Genomic DNA, 17,520 nt, shown 5'->3' with positions numbered 1-17,520 from the left:
CATGGCGATGTTGGGGGTCGCAAGCTCATCCCAACCTTGTATGGCCGTCATTCCCGCGAAAGCGGGAATCCATTTTGTCTTTGACATTAGAGCAACATGGATTCCCGCTTTCGCGGGAATGACGGCCATGGGATTATGCGTGAGCAACACCCACTTCAGCAGCCAGCTGCTCGCCCCACACTTGCAATTGATCGAGCAAAGCCCCTTTATCGCGCCCAAGCGGATCATCGCGCAACAGTGCCAGCTTGGCGAAATAGTCGGGCAGCGTAAGCGTGGTGAGCGGAGTGGGGCGCGTCAGGCGCTGGGTGCGCAAGGTATCCCAACGTTCACGCTCTTCCGGCGTCAATGTTTCGGGCCAATTGCGCGCGCGGTAGCGGAACAGCAATTCCGGGTAGCGCGCATCGCGAAAATCGAAACGGCGCTGGCCCAATTGCTCGGGCGGCGTGGCGCGCACCTCGCGCAGCAGGCGCTTGTCCGAATCCGGCAGGAAGCCGCTGTAGAGCGCCAGCTCCGGATCTTCCGGTGGCGGCAGTTCGGCCGCCAGTTGGAAGATGCGGCGCAGCTTTTCGCCCAGGTTCACGGCGGCACGCAACGTATCGGCGTGCGCCAGGCAGCGGTCCACATCCAACTGCAGTCGCGTCAGATCCACACCTTTCAACACGGAAAGCGGCGCCAGCGCCGGCGAGCGATTGGCATGCACGGTGCGCAACGGAATGCGCTCCACGCCCTCGGGCAGATCGGCGCGCGCGGTAAACATGCGGTCGATGATGTCCTCGGCATCCAGCGCAAGCAGGTCGCTTGGATCCTGTGAGAGATCGTAGACGATGATTTCGCCCGGCCTTGCCGGATGCACTGCCAGCGGGACGATGATCGCCAGGCAGTAGCGACTGGCCGGATAGCGTGACGACACATGCACCAGCGGCGTCATGGCCGTGACGTCGAGCAGCTCGAACACGCGCTGCTTCCGGCGCAACGCGTAATGCCAGTCCCACAGCCGTGGTTGGCGCACGCGGATCAGGCGGGCCAGGTCGATCAACGCCTCCACGTCGGAAAGCGCATCGTGCGCACGTGCCTGCTGCAAGTGATTGGCAGTGGCCAGGTGCTCCAGCTTGAAACTTAGCGCACCGTCCTCGTGCGTGGGCCACACGATGCCTTCCGGGCGCAGGGCCGCGCACATGCGTACCAGATCGATCAGGTCCCAGCGCGAGTTGCCGTTCTCCCATTCGCGCGCATAGGGCTCGAAGAAATTGCGATACAGCAGCTGGCGCGTGAATTCGTCATCGAAGCGCAGCGAGTTGTAGCCCACGCCGCAGGTGCCAGGCACGGCCAGTTGCTCGTGCACGCGCGCGGCGAAATCCGCTTCGATCAGCCCCTGGCTCTCCGCCTGCTGCGGGGTGATGCCGGTGATCAGGCAGGATTCCGGGCTGGGCGGCATCTCGCGTGGCGGCCGGGCGTAGAACATCACCGGCTCGTCGACGATTTCCAGCTCCAGGTTGGTACGGATGCCGGCGAACTGGATAGGCCGGTCCCGGCGCGTGTCGATCCCGAAGGTTTCGTAGTCATGCCAGAAGAGGGTGTGCATGGGCCAGATGATAGGTGGAGCGGGGGATGGGGAACAGGGAACGGGGAACGCGCAGTTTTACGCTAGTACGTTATTTGTCGGTCTTAATTTGCCGAGCCTGCAACGGCGACCAACCCGATTCCCACGCGTACCACATGTTCCCTGATCCCTATTCCCCGTTCCCCGCTTTGCTAGACTTCTGCTCAGGAGGGCGCATGAGCCAAGCCAACGAAGACAACCTCATCTGGATCGACCTGGAAATGACCGGTCTGGATACCGACAACGATTCGATTCTCGAAATCGCCACCATCGTCACCAACAAGGACCTGACCATTCTGGCCGAGGGGCCTGTTTTCGCGATCCGTCATGCGATGGATCGGCTGGAGGCGATGGATAGCTGGAACCGCAATCAGCATCGCCGCTCCGGCCTTTGGGAGCAGGTGGTGTCCTCCACCACTACGCATGCCGACGCGGAAAAGGCCACGCTGGACTTCCTCAAGCAGTGGGCACTACCGGGCAAATCGCCGATGTGCGGCAATTCGATCTGCCAGGATCGCCGCTTCATGCATCGGCAAATGCCGCAGCTGGAGCGCTTTTTCCATTACCGCAACCTGGACGTGTCCACCTTGAAGGAACTGGCGCGGCGCTGGGCACCGACGATCGCCCGCGGTTTCGCTAAGGAATCGGCGCATACCGCGCTGTCGGATATCCGCGATTCCATCGACGAGCTGCGTTATTACCGCCAGTTCATGGGTGCGCTGGGTGGTGTGGAACAAAGCGCATGATCAGCGAGCTGTTCGCCACCGTACTCGATTGCAACGGCCGTCCGTTGACGCTCGATCGTCCCCGCGTGGTGGGCATCATCAATGTCACGCCCGATTCGTTCTCTGACGGCGGCCAGTTCGCCAGCTTGGACGCCGCGGTGGCGCACGGCCTGCGTCTGGCGGAAGAGGGCGCGGACATGCTCGACGTCGGAGGGGAATCCACGCGCCCGGGCGCGGCGGATGTTCCCGTCGACGATGAATTGCAGCGAGTGATTCCGGTGATCGAGCAGCTCGTGGCGCACACGTCGCTGCCGATTGCCGTCGATACCTCCAAGCCGGAAGTGATGCGCGCCGCGGTGGCGGCGGGTGCCGGCATGATCAACGACGTGTACGCTCTGCGTCGCGAAGGCGCGATGGACGCCGCGGCGGAACTGCGCGTGCCGATCTGCCTGATGCATATGCAAGGCGAACCGCGCAGCATGCAGGACGAGCCGCATTACGACGACGTCGTGGGCGAAGTGCATCGCTTTCTGACGGATCGCCTCTTTGCCTGCGAATTGGCCGGCATCGATCGACGCAAGGTGATGGTCGATCCCGGTTTCGGTTTCGGCAAAAACCTGGAACACAATCTTGCGCTGCTGCGCAAATTGCAGCGCTTTGCGGATCTAGGCAGCGGTGTCTACGTGGGGTTGTCGCGCAAATCGATGATCGGCACGCTCACCGGCCGCACGGAACCGGCCGAACGCGCCGCAGGCTCCGTCGCCGCCGCAGTGATCGCCGTGCAGCGCGGCGCACGCATGGTGCGCGTGCACGACGTGGCGCCCACCGTGGATGCCCTCAAGGTATGGCACGCCGTGCAAGCCGGCGATACGCCCGAGCGGCACGACAAACCCAAAATGCCAATTTGGCCGGATGATGAGTAAAAGCACGATCAGCTCCCTCTCCCCCGTCCTTGATTAAGGATGCGGAAGAGGGTTGGGGTGAGGGGCCAACCTTGCCCGGTCCTTCATCAAGGCATAAAAGCAAAGTGCGCCATCCGCACATACGTCGGGGCTCCCGCAAGCCTTGCCCCTCACCCTAGCCCTCTCCCCGGAGGGGAGAGGGAATGAGAAGTGCTGCGCAGGCGAAGGAGCACAGGCTCCCGCATAAATTGAAGCTAAAGGAACAGGCCGCAAGCGGTGTAGCATTCACGCCCTACCGACACCCTTGTCCCTATTTCCTGTCCCTGTCCTCCCAAGACTGAACCGCATGAATCAACGCAAATATTTCGGTACCGACGGCATTCGCGGCCGCGTGGGCCAGTGGCCCATCAGTGCGGATTTCATGCTGCGCCTGGGGCGTGCACTGGGCGTCGTGCTGGGCCGGAAAAAGAAATCATCCGGTCGTCCGCTGGTACTGATCGGCAAGGACACCCGCGCATCCGGCTACATGTTCGAATCCGCGCTGGAAGCCGGCCTGACTGCGGCCGGCGCGGATGTGCGCTTATTCGGCCCCATGCCCACCCCAGCAGTGGCCTATCTCACCCGCAGCTTGCGTGCGGATGCGGGCATCGTGATCAGCGCTTCGCACAATCCGCACTACGACAACGGCATCAAGTTCTTCTCCACCGATGGCGAAAAACTTTCCGACGAGATCGAAGCGGCGATCGAAGCAGAAACCGAAGCGCCATTCGCCACCGTGGATTCCGAATACCTCGGCAAGGTGGTACGCGTGACCGACGCCGTCACGCGCTATGCGGAATTCTGCAAATCCACCGTGCCGGAAGATTTCAGCCTGGCTGGCATGAAGATCGCGCTCGATTGCGCACACGGCGCCACCTATCAGGTTGCGCCGAAGGTGTTCGCCGAATTGGGTGCTGATGTGTACGTGATCGGCGACAAGCCCGACGGCTTCAACATCAACCAGAACGTCGGTTCGATGCATCCGCAGACGCTGCAGCGCGCGGTGGTGGAGCAGGGCGCGGACATCGGTTTCGCCTTCGATGGCGACGGCGATCGCGTGCAGATGGTGGATCGCAACGGTGTGCTGGGCGATGGTGACGACATGCTCTACGTGCTGGCGCGCAGCTGGCACGCGCGCGGCATGCTGAAAGGCCCCGTGGTGGGCACCTTGATGAGCAATTACGGCCTGCAAAAAGCCCTGGCCAGCCTGGGCGTGGAACTGATCCGTGCCAACGTGGGCGACCGCTTCGTGCTGCAGAAACTGAAGGAGCACGGTGGCGTGCTGGGCGGCGAAACCTCCGGCCATCTGCTGTGCCTGGATCGCGCCACCACCGGCGATGGCATCGTCGCTGCGCTGGCGCTGCTCGAAGCACTGAAGCTTTCCGGCCAGGACCTCGCCAGTGCGCGCCAGGGCCTTATCAAAATGCCGCAGGTGATGATCAACGTGCGCGCTGTCGGCGCGCGCGAAGCGCTCAACAGCGACGCAGTGCGCAAGGCCCTGGCCGATACCGAGCAAGCACTGCTCGGACGCGGGCGCGTGGTGTTGCGTGCTTCCGGCACCGAACCGCTGGTGCGCGTCACGGTGGAAGCGGCCGACGAGGCCGAAGTGCGGCAGATGGCCGAACGCCTCGCGGACGTCGTAAAATCCGCCACCGAACGATCGTGAACCAGTAGCGCCGGCTTTCGGCACGGCGCTACGAACAGATGCCCAGGTCGCCATGGAGTGGAGCTGTCTGGCGTTACGCGGACAAGTTCCGAGGCCCGACGTGCACCGCCCCTGCGGTGGCGGAACACAAATAGACCGCACGCCAAACCTGGAAACAGCATGGACACATCTGCCCGCACATCCGCCAAGAAGGTTCCCACCCTCGATATCCGCCGCTACGACACTGATCGCGCGGCGTTCGTCGCCGAGCTCGGCGCGGCTTATCGCGAATTTGGCTTCTGCTGCATCAGCGGCCACGGCATTTCGACGCAACTGATCGACGGCGCATACAACGCCTTCCAGCGTTTCTTCGCGCTGCCTGCCGAAACCAAAATGAAGTACCACGTGCCCGGCACCGGCGGCGCGCGCGGCTACACACCGTTCAAAATCGAAACGGCCAAGGACAGCCACTATCCGGACTTGAAGGAGTTCTGGCACATCGGGCGCGAGCTCGACCGCAACTCACGCTTCGCCGAACTGATGCCGCCAAACCTGTGGCCGGCCGAAGTGCCAGGCTTCCGCGAACACAGCTACGAGCTGTATCAGGCGCTGGATCTGCTCGGCAGCCGCGTGCTGCGCGCCCTGGCCCTGCACATCGATCTGCCGGAGGAATACTTCGAGGACAAGATCGACCAGGGCAACTCCATCCTGCGCCCGATCCATTACCCGCCGATCACCGAAGAAAACATTCCTAACGTGCGCGCGGGTGCGCATGAAGACATCAACTTCATCACCCTGCTGGTGGGCGCCAGCGCCGAAGGCCTGGAAGTGCTCACGCGCGAAGACGAGTGGTTGCCGATCACCACTGAAGGCGACGCCATCGTAGTGAACATCGGCGACATGCTACAGCGCCTGACCAACCACGTGTATCCCTCAACCACGCATCGCGTAGTGAATCCGCCGAACGCCAACGCGCGCAAGCCGCGTTATTCGGTGCCGTACTTCCTGCATCCCAACCCGGACGTGGTGCTCGATCCGCTGCCTCAGTGCATTACGCCCGATAATCCGCGCCGCTACGACACGTCGATCAGCTCACATGAGTATCTGATGCAGCGATTGCGTGAGATTAAGTTGATCTGAGGCGATACAACTCCCTCTCCCCTCTGGGGAGAGGGTTGGGGTGAGGGGCCAATCTTGCGAGAAGCTTGGCACCCCTCATAGCCGTCACTGACCAGCTTCGCTGTTGTGAAGCGCCTCAGCGAAAGCGCACTAAAGAAGCTTGCTAAGTGAGTCCCTCTCCCTCCGGGAGAGGGTGCCGAGAGGCGGGTGAGGGTTCGGACGAAGCGCGATAATCACTTCTTGCGCAAGTCGTTGAGCTCGCGCGCTGATCGTACCCTCACCCCAGCCCCTCTCCCGGAGATAGAGGGGCTCGTGCAGCATTGCAAAAGCCAATGCGTGTACGTCTCATTGCCCTGGCGCAAGCCAATAACCGGCTAAAGTCTCGCTCGATCACCGGAGCCTTGTTGCATGTCCGCCACCCACCGTCATCCCCACAAGGAACGGCATTTCGCCGCGTCCGACACCGTCCGCGATGTAGTACTGGGTATGGCCGATGGCCTCACCGTGCCGTTCGCGTTAGCTGCCGGCCTTTCCGCCGCCAACGTGGCGAGCCGCGTCGTCGTTGTGGCGGGGGTGGCGGAAATCGCAGCTGGAGCTATCGCCATGGGCCTTGGCGGTTATCTCGCCGCGCGCGGTGAAATCGATCACTACCATTCCGAACGCAGCCGCGAGTTTCGTGAAATCCGCGACCTGCAGCGCGAGGAAGAACGCGAAATCGTGGATATCTTCAAGAACTACGGATTGGATCGCACGGCTTGCGAACCGATCCTCACGCATTTCCGCAAGGATCACGAAGCCTGGGTGGATTTCATGATGCGCTTCGAACTTGGATTGGAAACGCCGCAACCTGGCCGGGCTTTGCGCAGCGCCGCCACCATCGGCGGCGCGTACGTGATCGGAGGCCTTGTGCCGCTGGCACCGTACATGTTGATCGCGCAGTTGAAACCTGCGCTGCAGGTATCGATCGTTTGCACCGGTATTGCGCTGGCGCTGTTCGGTGCAGCCAAGGGACGTTTTACCGGCATGAATCCATGGCGCAGTGCATTGCAGACGGTGCTGATCGGTGGCTTGGCGTCAGCAGTAGCATTTCTGCTTGCGCATTGGCTTGGTGCGTCTTAGTTATGTTTACCTGATGACGGTGCTCGCCTCACCGTCATTCCGGCGAAGGCCGGAATCCCGTACAAACATGCTGTGCGAAGCACTCAACATCAAGAAGGTTATGTGCTTCGCACGATGTATTTCGACTGGATGATTCGCTTCGCTCACCTCTTCGGGGCCGTCCTGCGGACGTTCTTCGCGCTTCGCGCTCCGTCCGGCCTTCGCCGGGATGACGAGCGCGTCGATTGACGCTCTGCGCAAGGCAGACAACGAATCACCCCGCCGAATCCTGCGCCCGATACCGCTTCGACTGCTTCGCCGACATCCTCAACGCCAGTCGATCCGGCATCAGCTTGAACAAACTCTTCACCGTGCGATTGAACCACCCGGTCACATGCACCGCTTCACCGCGCTCCACTGCATCGATACCTTCCTGCACCACTGCTTCCGCGTTCTGCCACATGAACGCCGGCATCTTGCTCACCAGCGAACGCGTGCCAGTGACATCGTGAAACTCCGAGCGCGTGAAGCCTGGGCAAAGCGCGCATGCATGCACGCCTAGCTCCTGATTCTCTAACGCCAGCGACTGCGAAAACTTGATCATGTAAGCCTTGCTCGCCGCATACAACGTATGTCCCGCCGTACCCGGCACATGGCCAGCCAATGACGCCACATTCACGATGCGTCCATAACCGAGCTCTCGCATGCCGCGAATCAAACGCCACGCCAATTCCGTAGGCGCTGTCACCAGCACGCGCAGAAAATCCGCATGCACCGGCCAATCGTTTTGATCGAAGCGACCAGGCACGCCATAGCCCGCGTTGTTGATCAGCCAGTCCACCTGTAAGCCGCGCTCTTCCAATGTCGTGCAAAGCTGCTCCACCGCATGCGGATCAGCCAGGTCGCAGGTAAGCACGGTGGCGTTGACGCCGTGTTGACCGCGCAGTTCTTCCGCCAGCGCTTCCAGGCGATCAGTACGTCGTGCCGTCAGCACTAAGTCGTGTCCACGCGCGGCGAGCGCGCTGGCAAAGGCGGCGCCGATGCCGGCGGATGCACCAGTGATCAGGCTAAGCGGGCGGGCTTTCGTCATGAAGATTTTTTCCTAAGTAGATCGATATAAATGAAAAGGCCCATAGCACGCGCGTTGCCGTACCTCTGTGCGATGGTTAAGCTTGCCAGCTTTCGTTAGCAACGGATGCGGGCATGCGTAAAAAACTCGTCGCCGGTAACTGGAAAATGCACGGCAGCCGTTCCATGGCGGATGGCTTGGTGGAAGAGATCGGCAAGGCCGCTCCGCTCAATGACATCGACGTGCTTGTTCTGCCGCCGTATCCATACCTCGCATCGCTTGTCGACAAATACGGCACGTCCGGCGTCGGTTTCGGCGCGCAGGACGTCAGCGAGCATCAAGGGCAGGGCGCCTATACGGGCGAAGTCTCTGCCTTGATGGTGGCGGACGTGGGCTGCCGCTGGGCGCTGGTCGGCCATTCCGAGCGCCGGCATCACCATACGGAAAGCGACGAGAAGGTGGCCCGCAAGTTCGCTGCGGTGCGCGCCGCCGGACTCACCCCCATCCTTTGCGTGGGTGAGACCCTGCACCAGCGAGAGGCCGGGCAAACCATGGAGGTGATCCAGCAGCAGTTGCACGCGGTGCTGGCGCTGAACGGTGTCGCCAGTTTCGATACGGCCGTGATCTCCTACGAGCCGGTCTGGGCCATCGGTACCGGCAAGACCGCCAGCCCGGAACAGGCCCAGGAAGTGCACGCGTTCATCCGTAGCCAATTGGCGCGGGAGGATGTTATGATCGCCCGTCTGACTCGGCTGCTTTATGGCGGCAGCGTCAAGGCGGCCAACGCTGCAGAGCTTTTTGCGCAGCCGGACGTGGATGGGGGGCTGATCGGCGGTGCATCGCTCGTGACCTCCGAATTCCTCGCCATCTGCAACGCCGCCCGTTAACGACATCGAACCCTACGCGAGACCTCATGTTCGTCATCTTCAGCGTGTTCTACATCCTGATCGCTGCAGCGATGATCGTGCTGATCCTCATGCAGCGCGGCGCAGGCGCCGATGCAGGTTCCGGCTTTGGCGCAGGCGCATCGGCTACCGTGTTCGGTGCCCGTGGCTCGGCCAACTTCTTGTCGCGCTCCACCGCTGTGCTCGCCGCGCTGTTCTTCGCGCTCAGCCTCGGCATGGGTATCTACTTGAAGGTGAACGGCGGCACGATTCGTCAGCAGCAAGCCAGCAACGATCTCGGCGTGATGGCGGCTCTTGGCAACAAGCCCGCGACACCGCAAAATGCGCAGCCCGCCGCCCCGGCCCAGCCGCAGGCAGCGACGCCGGCGCCGGTCGCTCCGGCAGGCAACGGCGAGGTCCCAACGGCCCAGCCGGCCCCGGCCAAGGCGCAGCAGGGCGAAGTCCCCGTTCCCACGGCCCCGGCAGCAGCAACAACGAGCAAGCATTAAAATCGAAAGCACGTCAGCCCAGGTGGCGGAATTGGTAGACGCACTACCTTGAGGTGGTAGCGACGCAAGTCGTGGGGGTTCGAGTCCCCCCTTGGGCACCAATCGAAAGCTACGGAAGTCCTGATCCAGGATTCCGTAGCGAAAAGAAAAAACCCGCCGCTTGGCGGGTTTTTTTATTGTGTCCGCGACGCTGCCAATTCACGACAGATACGGCACTGCGCCTTTCTCGCTATTTCGGTAACTCCGCCGAGTTCTGGCTGAATCTCCAGCAGCATTACGAGTTGGAATGCGCACGTCGGGAATTGGGTGATGCACTTAAACAGATTCATCCTCGCGCGGCATAAGCTAGCGTGGTCGAACATTTCTGTTGATTGAGTTGCAATGGGTAGCCAAGCCCGTTGGAGTAAGCGATCCTAGTTAGCAGCGCTTAAGCCGAAAGATATCCCCAGTCCTATGGCTTTCCCGGAGTAGCCCAATGCGACACGCAGGATGGCTGACTTGTCTTGTCACGCTTGCCGCACTTGTCGGCTTGAATGGTGTTGCACTGGCCGACCCTCCTACCACTGCCACTGTCCGCCTCGACCACGCTGCCGTCGCCTTGAACGGCCCCTGGCGATTTTCCACCGGAGACGACCTTCGCTGGGCTTCTCCGGACTTCGACGACAGCCATTGGGAAACCGTCGACCTGACACCCTCACCGGGCGCGCACGATAGCGATGTCGGATTGCCGGGTTACGTTTCAGGATGGAGCCTGCGTGGTCACCCTGGCTACATCGGCTATGCCTGGTATCGGTTGCGCGTCACCGTTGAAAGCGGCGGCAACACACCGCTTGCACTGGCCGGACCTACGGATGTCGATACGACCTATCAGCTTTATGTCGATGGGAAGCTGTTGGGCGGATCAGGCATCTTTGCCGGTAAGACGCCTACCGTATACAGCGTGCAGCCGACTGCTTTTGCATTGCCGGGATCATCGGCAACGACTCGCTCTTATCTGATCGCCCTGCGCGTATGGATGGACCCGGTTGATGCCGGTGACGATAGTGGCGGTATCCATATCGCGCCGACGCTCGGCACCAAGGATGACATCGATCTGCTACATCAGGCGCAATGGCTGCAGACCTTCAAAGGCTATGTGGTCGATGCCATTGAACCCGCGGCTTTCGTGTTGCTGGCCATCTTGGTATGCGGATTGGCCGCCTGTCGCACGGATGATGCTTATCGTTGGCTCATTACGGCCCTTCTGCTTACGGCATGGTTGCGTGCCAATCAGGTGATTTTCTTCTGGACGCATGCCGAAAGCTTGCGGACCTATGACATCGTCACGGCTGTGCTTCTGGTACCTCTGGCGCTAGCTGCCTGGGTGCTGGCTTGGCGAGACTGGTTTGGTTGCAAGCCTTCGTGGTTGCCGCGCGTCCTGCTGATATTGACACTGATTTACATGATGGCTGCTCTGATCGATCGACCATGGTTCTATCCGGATGCAAGCCCCGTATTCAAGGCGATCGGACACTTCCTGGTATCCGGCATACGCCTGATCTTCGTAGCGCTTTATCTATGGATCATTGGTTATGGTGTCATGCGACAGCCGCGATGGCCTGCGTGGTTGGCGCTGGTTGTGGCATGCTTGATCGGGATCGGCTTGTTCGCAGCGGAACTCACCCGAATGGGTGTGCCAGGCATCTGGTTCCCCTATGGAACCGGCGTATCACGCACGCAATACGCCTACGCAGGCTTCATCGTGCTGCTGTTCGCGTTGCTGCTGTTGCGTCTGGTTGACAGTTCACGAGCGAGACAGCGCGTAGGCTTGGATATTAATCCCAACGGCTCGTAAAAAGTGTTCTGATCCCTTTTTCAAGGTCTGCGTGGATAGGCCAGAAGCGATCACCGAAGTTGGCTCAGAAAAGAGCCACTTCACTGTGATCAACCAATGCCAGTCCCGAACAGAGTCGATGCAATCGTAATCGTAAAAACAAGGGCCGCGATGAAGGCGAAATCAAGCTCTCTGCGAAACAGGAAACAGATCCCCATCTTCGCAACGCACAAGGTTGGCAGTGCAATCAAAAGGACGATTCCGGCGGAAACAAGTTGGGTGCCAGTTCCGTGCGCGTTTATCCCGAGCACTTCCAGCGTCACGCCTGCCGCAATGAGCCCGAATGATACCCAACTGCCAAGACCTAGAAGACGAGCCAAACGATTGTTCAACGGATCAAGCGTGCCAGAGGTTGCCGTCGTCATGTCTCCAACCCGCCATGAATGTTCAACGCAGCGAGGATCATCTGAATCGCCAAAACCAGCAGCACAGCCACGAAAACCAGGCGAAGTTTGCCTGGTGAGATAAACACCAAGAGACGCGCCCCCAGAAGAGAACCGACCACCGACCCCAAAGCGACCGGCCCTGCGATCGTGGATACGATCGCACCACGCATGAAGTAAGCGCCGGCGCTCGCGGCCGCCGTCACTCCGATCATGAAGTTTGACGTCGCCGACGAAACCTTGATCGGCAAGCGAAGTGCAGTGTCCATGGCCGGAATCTTTAGGACACCGCTGCCGATTCCGAGGAGTGCCGACAACAGTCCGGCGCCATACATCAAGGCAAGACCCATCGGCAGGCGATCTATCTGATAAGCCACATCGCCGCCGATGGTGCGATCCGGGTAGGCAGAATCAAGCCGGCGCATCCACCCGCGCGGTGATCCCTCAGAAGGAGGTGTCGCTATGACCCGCCGGCGCATCTGCATCTGCCAAGCAGATACGAGAAGAACCGCGGCAAATATCGTATAGAGAACGGGAACCGGAACGACGCCGGAAAGCAGTACGCCACTGGCGGCTCCGAGGGTGGTTGCTGTCTCCAACACAATCGCGAGCCGCACGTTCGTAAGGCGCTCCTTGAGGAACGACGAAGCGCTTCCGCACGAGCAAGCGATCACGGAGACAAGACTGGCTCCGATCGCAGTATGAACATCCATCCCCATGACGATGGTCAGAATGGGAACGATAAAGATGCCGCTGGCCATGCCGAGTGCGCCGCCCAAGGCACTTGCTCCAAACGAAATACCAAAAAGCTCCAGAACAGACGTGGTCAGCATATGCATTTCACTTCGATGCACGGGTAACGCGGCGTCGAGCCAGGCGAGTCTTGAATCGAATATGGTCCCCTCGGTAATGCAGCCTTTCATAGTCAACGGCACGATGTCCTGAGGCGTACGATGTACGCTCGATCAAGAAGATCGGACTACCGATAGGGATTTCCAACGCCTTGGCAACAGTGCGCTCAGCTACGCTGGCTTCCAAAACGTATTCCGCTTCGACCAGGGGAGTGTCGTACCGATCTTCCAACAGAGTGAAGATGGGTTCGTTGGCGAGGTCATCGGTGATCACTCGGCGGCCGAGTTCCTCTGGCAGATAGGTTTCGTCAAAGGAAAGCGGCACACCATCCGATAATCGAACGCGCCGAATTTGCACTACCGTTGTTCCGGCAGGAATTGAAAGCTTCTCAGCGACGTAGGCGGTGGCCTGAACAACCTCTCGGCTGAGCACTCGCGCTGTCGCGGTCCGGCCCAAGGCTCGCATATCTTCGACGAAGCCCGTCAATTCAGTGAGTTCCTGCACCATCCTCGGCGAGGCCACAAACGTCCCGCGACCACGCCTGATCTCGACCAGGCCTTGGCGGACAAGGTTCTGGATCGTCACACGGATGGTTGTACGGCTGACACCAAACTCTTGGCTCAGCTCCTCTTCCGATGGCAATTGCGTTCCAACAGGCAGCGCGCCGCTCGAAATTCGAGCGGCGAGCGCATCTTCAACCTGGGCGTAAAGCGGGAGGCGTGTTGAGGGATTTTCGGACATGCTAAAACTGTAACCTCCCTTGGAACATCAACGAATGCCTGCATGAGCACCGACCTGGGATCAGTCGAACGCTCGACGGACGCGGCAGAAATTTACTTTGCTCGAAGGCCGATCAACGATTTTGGCAGAGATGCTAAAAACAGGACCAAGCAAACGCAAAGGAGCACGATGTCCTTATATAAAAATTCGCCCGCAAGGTTCCAGGCGATAGGATCTGTGGACAGGCTCCATTTGACCACTCCCGGCGTTGTAAAGAAAAACGACCACGTAATCATGAAAGTGCCAACACCCATCAAGGACCCGATGGCCGACAGAACCGGGATGAATGCTCCCGCTGCAAGCAACACAGCCGTTGTCAATTCGACCACGCCAAGCAGATAAGCCTCGCCCCGGATTCCGAATATGGACAGCCAGGAAACAAATGGGCTGTGGGAAATATATACGGCGATGCCTTCCGCTGATTGCGGCGTAAATTTCTGGATACCGAACGACACAAAAATTAAAACCATCACCCATCGAAGAATGGCAAGCAGTCTGTATGAGCCACTCCCCCTCTCAGCAATGTTGAATTCTTTAAACATAACTTTCCTCTTCTTTCGTCGGTCACCCAGCAGATCAACTGGAGGGGAATTCAGGTCCGTCTAGTCCGTGTTGCTTTTCGATCCGGTCATCGCCCAGGCAGTTGGGTGCTAGCCAGCATTCGACTTCAAAGGGATGAGGTGTCTTATGCCAGTCCGTATTTGACATAGAGATATCATGACATCATTATGTCTCTATGTCAAATACATCTGGTTAAGGCTTGCCTTCTTCTGCTCGCTGGCCTGCGAGGGCCTCAGAAAGCAGCGGCCACCTGTGATGAGGTGGCTGCCTTCAGATGCTTAACGCGACCAGTGAGTGGTCGACGCCATTGAACCCGCGACTTTCGTGTTGCTGGCCATCTTGGTATGCGGATTGGCCGCCTGCCGCACGCGCGATGCTTATCGTTGGCTCGTTACGGCTCTTCTGCTTACGGCATGGCTGCGCGCCAATCAGGTGATTTTCTTTTGGACGCATGCCGAAAGCTTGCGGACCTATGACATCGTCACGACTGTGCTTCTGGTATCTCTGGCGCTAGCTGCCTGGGTGATGGCCTGGCGAGATTGGTTTGGATGGAAGCCTTCGTGGTTGCCGCGTGTCCTGCTGATATTGACACTGGTTTACATGATGGCTGCTCTGATCGATCGACCATGGTTCTATCCGGATGCAAGCCCCGTATTCAAGGCGATCGGCCCCTTCCTGGTATCCGGCATACGTCTAATCTTCGTAGCGCTTTATCTATGGATCATTGGCTATGGTGTCATGCGACAGCCGCGATGGCCTGCGTGGTTGGCGCTGGTTGCGGCATGCTTGATCGGGATCGGCTTGTTCGCAGCGGAACTCACCCGCATGGGTGTGCCAGGCATCTGGTTCCCCTATGGAACCGGCGTATCACGCACGCAATACGCCTACGCAGGCTTCATCGTGCTGCTGTTGCGTCTGGTTGACAGTTCACGAGCAAGACAGCGCGTAGGCTGGGATGGTAATCCCAACTGCTCGTAAAAGGTGTTCTGACCCCTTTGTTGCTCGACCCAAACCCGGCCCTACTATCATCGGCTTACCATAGGGGGAATCACATGCTGCGATTAGCCGAGGTCCGGAACGGTCGATTGGTTTATACCTACAGGTCGGGGCCTGTGTCCGAGGATGGCTATGTTAGCCACTACGACGTCAAACAAGGCATGTGGATTGTCGGCGTCCGCGGTCACGAGGACGCCCTGGAGCTGGAAGTGGAAATCACTCCGGACGGCTTCGTTAGGACGGCAGCCAAACGTGGCGAACATGGTATCTGGCACCCGTTGGATGATCGCATCAAGATCGGCATCGAGGCTGGCGTGGAGCGGTTCAAGGCGTTGGTCTTTGATCGATTGGCGAGAGGTATGGGCGAGAGCACCATCACCTTGTGACCTAAGATCGCTCACGAACTGCGAATCCGAATTCCGTAAACTCCCGTAACAATAAGTCGGTTCGCTTATGGGCTGGAATAGGGGGCGACGGCAGTCACTTCTGTGGTTCGCTGTCTCAACACGACACCCGGAAAAAGTGAAGTTCAGGACCATCTCGGGCCGGAAGCGAAGTCCTAGGAATTTCCGCGGTCGCCGGCATTCCTCCTGCCAAAGTCAACGCTAGATCCGGCTAACCTTATAGAAGCACCGGGAAGCAGGGTAGCGTTGGGTTGGATGCCTGGGAAAGGGGTGCCCGCAGGGCCACTTTGTATGACAATCACGGAACGATGGCTCAGGGACCTGCGAGTCACCTATGACGGACTTTCCTTTCGTGTGACGGCCGTCGCCGGCTCTGTATATATCAACAATGTCCTGGCTCAACCTGGCGCGATTCTACACGACGCATGCGTGCTTACTTACGGCACTCCGGATCTTGGTTCTGATCGCCAGTGGGTTACTTTTATTTCCTCAAAACCTGAGCTCGTTCTATGAGTGATTCGTTGATTCCCAATGGCCACGTTCTGATTGGGCGTTACGTAATAGAGCAGTATTTGACCTCAGGCGGTATGCAGGAGGTCTATCTTTGCAAAGATAGGGCGCTCAGCCGACAGGTCGTTGTGAAAACGCCCAAGGGCGGCGTCAGCGACCGAAGATTCCAACGCGGTGCCGAGATGGGGGCGCGAATTAGTCACCACAACGTGGCCGCAACCTTTGACTATTTCGAAGACGAACGGCGCACTTATTTGGTCGAAGAGTTTATCGGCGGTTCTGATTTAGGTAAGCGATTAGCTGCTGATTTTTATTTTCTCGATCCATCCTTAGCTGCGCACGTCATCCACAACATCGCACGTGCTCTATATGAGGCCCACAGGGTCGGAATCTGCCACAGGGATCTGAAACCTGGGAACGTGATGACATCTCAGGATCCCGGGATGCGTCTCATTAAACTGACTGACTTCGGTATCGCGAAGTTGGCAGAAAGTGAACTCGCGGTAGAGATGCAGCGCTTCGAGCAGGACCAGTCTACGCTTACTACGTCAAATACTTTGCTCGGCGCTGTGCCCTACATGGCGCCGGAATGCTGGGCAGACTGGAAGGGGGCAGGACAGCCCATGGATATTTGGGCTCTGGGATGCATCGCTTACCAGTTGGTCACGGGAGAAACTCCGTTTGGTGTCGGCCGAGGAGCGATTGCACAAGTAGTCCGTGCTGAGCAGAGCGGAAAGGTTGAGCTGACACACCCGATTGCCTTTGGGAAGCATGTAGCGACCGCGGCACTAGAGAAGGATTTGTGGTCCCTTATTACTTCTTGCATTCAAGTCGACCCCAAGAGCAGGCCGACGGCAGAAGATGTCTTGCGAAGTTGTGGCTCATGGTGTTATTCAACTGCGGATCGCCATATGGGGGTAGTGAAGTCATACGCGGTTCCTTACCCAAGTGGCGTTAAGGGCAAGTCCGGTTACATCGAGGATTTAAATATCCAGCAACGCTTGTTTTTCCATCTCAGTGAGTTTTTCGGCGGCCCGCCGGCGGTCGGACAAAGGGTTAACTTCAGCCTTTATCCTGGGTATCCATACCCACGAGCTGCTCCAGTCTTGAGAGTTCGCTGAAGGGTAAAGAACACCGGAGCCCGAGGACTTTTAGGAATAGGTCCTGCGTTCGTTCAAAACACAATCGCTGTCCAAGTGCGTAGGTTGGGGTGTAAACCCTAACATTCCTATGCGCACATGCATCGCAATGTTGGGTTTACACCCTGAGGTATTCTCACGTTTTTTGCTCGTCATCCCAGTACACGAGGAAAGGACACATGGATGTGACCGGTTTTGAGGAGCCAGGAAAGCCGGGATCCAGCGTCTTTGTGGCATCAAAGTCACTGGATCCCAGCTTGACCAGCTTCGCTGTTGTGAAGCGCCTCGCTGGGATGACGATCAGGCGATTTGAAAGATCACGGCGAGGTTGGATAGCTTCAAGATTCTGTTGAAGTGACCAATCATTAGCTCGTTCGTGTTTGATGAGTGCACTTCGAACAGTTCAGGCGGCGATGACGGGCAGGCGCGGGG

17 protein-coding genes and 1 tRNA gene are annotated in these 17,520 nt (G+C 59.0%); 12 read left to right on the top strand and 6 right to left on the bottom strand.

Annotation, left to right across the window (positions count from 1 at the left end; translation table 11 throughout):
- Nucleotides 1-133 precede the first annotated feature (133 nt).
- Nucleotides 134-1,582, bottom strand: a complete 1,449-nt coding sequence (sbcB, locus tag ISP18_RS02775; RefSeq protein ID WP_380016797.1) for an exodeoxyribonuclease I — start codon at nt 1,580-1,582, stop codon at nt 134-136.
- A 194-nt stretch (nt 1,583-1,776) separates the two neighbouring features.
- Here sbcB and orn point away from each other — a divergent pair, with 194 nt between their 5' ends.
- The 5 genes from orn to ISP18_RS02750 all read left to right on the top strand — a co-directional run bounded on the left by orn (nt 1,777) and on the right by ISP18_RS02750 (nt 7,149).
- Nucleotides 1,777-2,346 carry an oligoribonuclease gene (gene orn, locus ISP18_RS02770; RefSeq protein WP_380016795.1) on the top strand — a complete coding sequence of 190 codons (570 nt, stop codon included), beginning with the start codon at nt 1,777-1,779 and terminating at the stop codon, nt 2,344-2,346.
- Complete coding sequence (gene folP, locus ISP18_RS02765) at nt 2,343-3,248, top strand: dihydropteroate synthase (protein ID WP_380016793.1); 906 nt, start codon at nt 2,343-2,345, stop codon at nt 3,246-3,248. The genes orn and folP overlap by 4 nt, the downstream gene beginning before the upstream one ends.
- A 325-nt stretch (nt 3,249-3,573) precedes the next feature.
- Nucleotides 3,574-4,932, top strand: a complete 1,359-nt coding sequence (gene glmM, locus ISP18_RS02760) for a phosphoglucosamine mutase (protein WP_380016791.1) — start codon at nt 3,574-3,576, stop codon at nt 4,930-4,932.
- A gap of 159 nt (nt 4,933-5,091) precedes the next feature.
- Complete coding sequence (locus tag ISP18_RS02755; RefSeq protein ID WP_380016789.1) at nt 5,092-6,051, top strand: isopenicillin N synthase family dioxygenase; 960 nt, start codon at nt 5,092-5,094, stop codon at nt 6,049-6,051.
- Nucleotides 6,052-6,438: 387 nt separating this feature from the next.
- On the top strand, nt 6,439-7,149 hold the full coding sequence (locus ISP18_RS02750; protein WP_380016787.1) for a VIT1/CCC1 transporter family protein: 711 nt from the start codon (nt 6,439-6,441) through the stop codon (nt 7,147-7,149).
- A 253-nt stretch (nt 7,150-7,402) separates the two neighbouring features.
- On the opposite strand, the gene ISP18_RS02745 is transcribed toward ISP18_RS02750, so the two are convergent.
- Nucleotides 7,403-8,218 carry an SDR family NAD(P)-dependent oxidoreductase gene (locus ISP18_RS02745; protein WP_380016785.1) on the bottom strand — a complete coding sequence of 272 codons (816 nt, stop codon included), beginning with the start codon at nt 8,216-8,218 and terminating at the stop codon, nt 7,403-7,405.
- A 113-nt stretch (nt 8,219-8,331) separates the two neighbouring features.
- On the opposite strand from ISP18_RS02745, the gene tpiA reads away from it, so the two are divergent.
- From tpiA to ISP18_RS02725, 4 genes are all read left to right on the top strand, one after another.
- Nucleotides 8,332-9,084, top strand: a complete 753-nt coding sequence (tpiA, locus tag ISP18_RS02740) for a triose-phosphate isomerase (protein WP_380016783.1) — start codon at nt 8,332-8,334, stop codon at nt 9,082-9,084.
- 26 nt (nt 9,085-9,110) lie between these two features.
- Nucleotides 9,111-9,590, top strand: coding sequence for a preprotein translocase subunit SecG (gene secG, locus ISP18_RS02735; protein WP_380016781.1), 480 nt, complete (start codon nt 9,111-9,113; stop codon nt 9,588-9,590).
- A 16-nt stretch (nt 9,591-9,606) separates the two neighbouring features.
- Nucleotides 9,607-9,691 (top strand) — tRNA-Leu (locus tag ISP18_RS02730).
- A gap of 374 nt (nt 9,692-10,065) precedes the next feature.
- The gene (locus ISP18_RS02725) at nt 10,066-11,424 is read left to right on the top strand and encodes a glycoside hydrolase family 2 (RefSeq protein ID WP_380016779.1); all 1,359 of its coding nucleotides are present in this window, start codon (nt 10,066-10,068) and stop codon (nt 11,422-11,424) included.
- Nucleotides 11,425-11,513: 89 nt separating this feature from the next.
- On the opposite strand, the gene ISP18_RS02720 is transcribed toward ISP18_RS02725, so the two are convergent.
- The 4 genes from ISP18_RS02720 to ISP18_RS02705 all read right to left on the bottom strand — a co-directional run bounded on the left by ISP18_RS02720 (nt 11,514) and on the right by ISP18_RS02705 (nt 14,020).
- Complete coding sequence (locus ISP18_RS02720; protein ID WP_380016777.1) at nt 11,514-11,828, bottom strand: DUF1634 domain-containing protein; 315 nt, start codon at nt 11,826-11,828, stop codon at nt 11,514-11,516.
- On the bottom strand, nt 11,825-12,685 hold the full coding sequence (locus ISP18_RS02715; RefSeq protein ID WP_380016775.1) for a sulfite exporter TauE/SafE family protein: 861 nt from the start codon (nt 12,683-12,685) through the stop codon (nt 11,825-11,827). Before ISP18_RS02715 ends, ISP18_RS02720 begins: the two co-directional genes overlap by 4 nt.
- Nucleotide 12,686: 1 nt before the next feature.
- On the bottom strand, nt 12,687-13,439 hold the full coding sequence (locus ISP18_RS02710; protein ID WP_380016773.1) for a GntR family transcriptional regulator: 753 nt from the start codon (nt 13,437-13,439) through the stop codon (nt 12,687-12,689).
- 92 nt (nt 13,440-13,531) lie between these two features.
- Nucleotides 13,532-14,020, bottom strand: a complete 489-nt coding sequence (locus ISP18_RS02705) for a DUF417 family protein (RefSeq protein ID WP_380016771.1) — start codon at nt 14,018-14,020, stop codon at nt 13,532-13,534.
- 313 nt (nt 14,021-14,333) lie between these two features.
- Here ISP18_RS02705 and ISP18_RS02700 point away from each other — a divergent pair, with 313 nt between their 5' ends.
- From ISP18_RS02700 to ISP18_RS02690, 3 genes are all read left to right on the top strand, one after another.
- Complete coding sequence (locus ISP18_RS02700) at nt 14,334-15,017, top strand: hypothetical protein (protein WP_380016769.1); 684 nt, start codon at nt 14,334-14,336, stop codon at nt 15,015-15,017.
- A gap of 74 nt (nt 15,018-15,091) precedes the next feature.
- Nucleotides 15,092-15,421 carry a hypothetical protein gene (locus ISP18_RS02695; RefSeq protein ID WP_380016767.1) on the top strand — a complete coding sequence of 110 codons (330 nt, stop codon included), beginning with the start codon at nt 15,092-15,094 and terminating at the stop codon, nt 15,419-15,421.
- 527 nt (nt 15,422-15,948) lie between these two features.
- Nucleotides 15,949-17,070 (top strand): serine/threonine-protein kinase, encoded by a 1,122-nt coding sequence (locus ISP18_RS02690; RefSeq protein ID WP_380016765.1) that lies wholly within the window; start codon nt 15,949-15,951, stop codon nt 17,068-17,070.
- The last annotated feature ends 450 nt before the right edge of the window (nt 17,071-17,520 follow it).

Origin of the sequence: Dyella humi (assembly GCF_044904605.1) — a bacterium.
In the GTDB taxonomy this organism is placed as follows: Bacteria; Pseudomonadota; Gammaproteobacteria; order Xanthomonadales; family Rhodanobacteraceae; genus Dyella_B; species Dyella_B humi.
The sequence above is the reverse complement of the archived record's forward strand: the minus strand, read 5'-3'. Positions and strand labels throughout refer to the sequence as shown.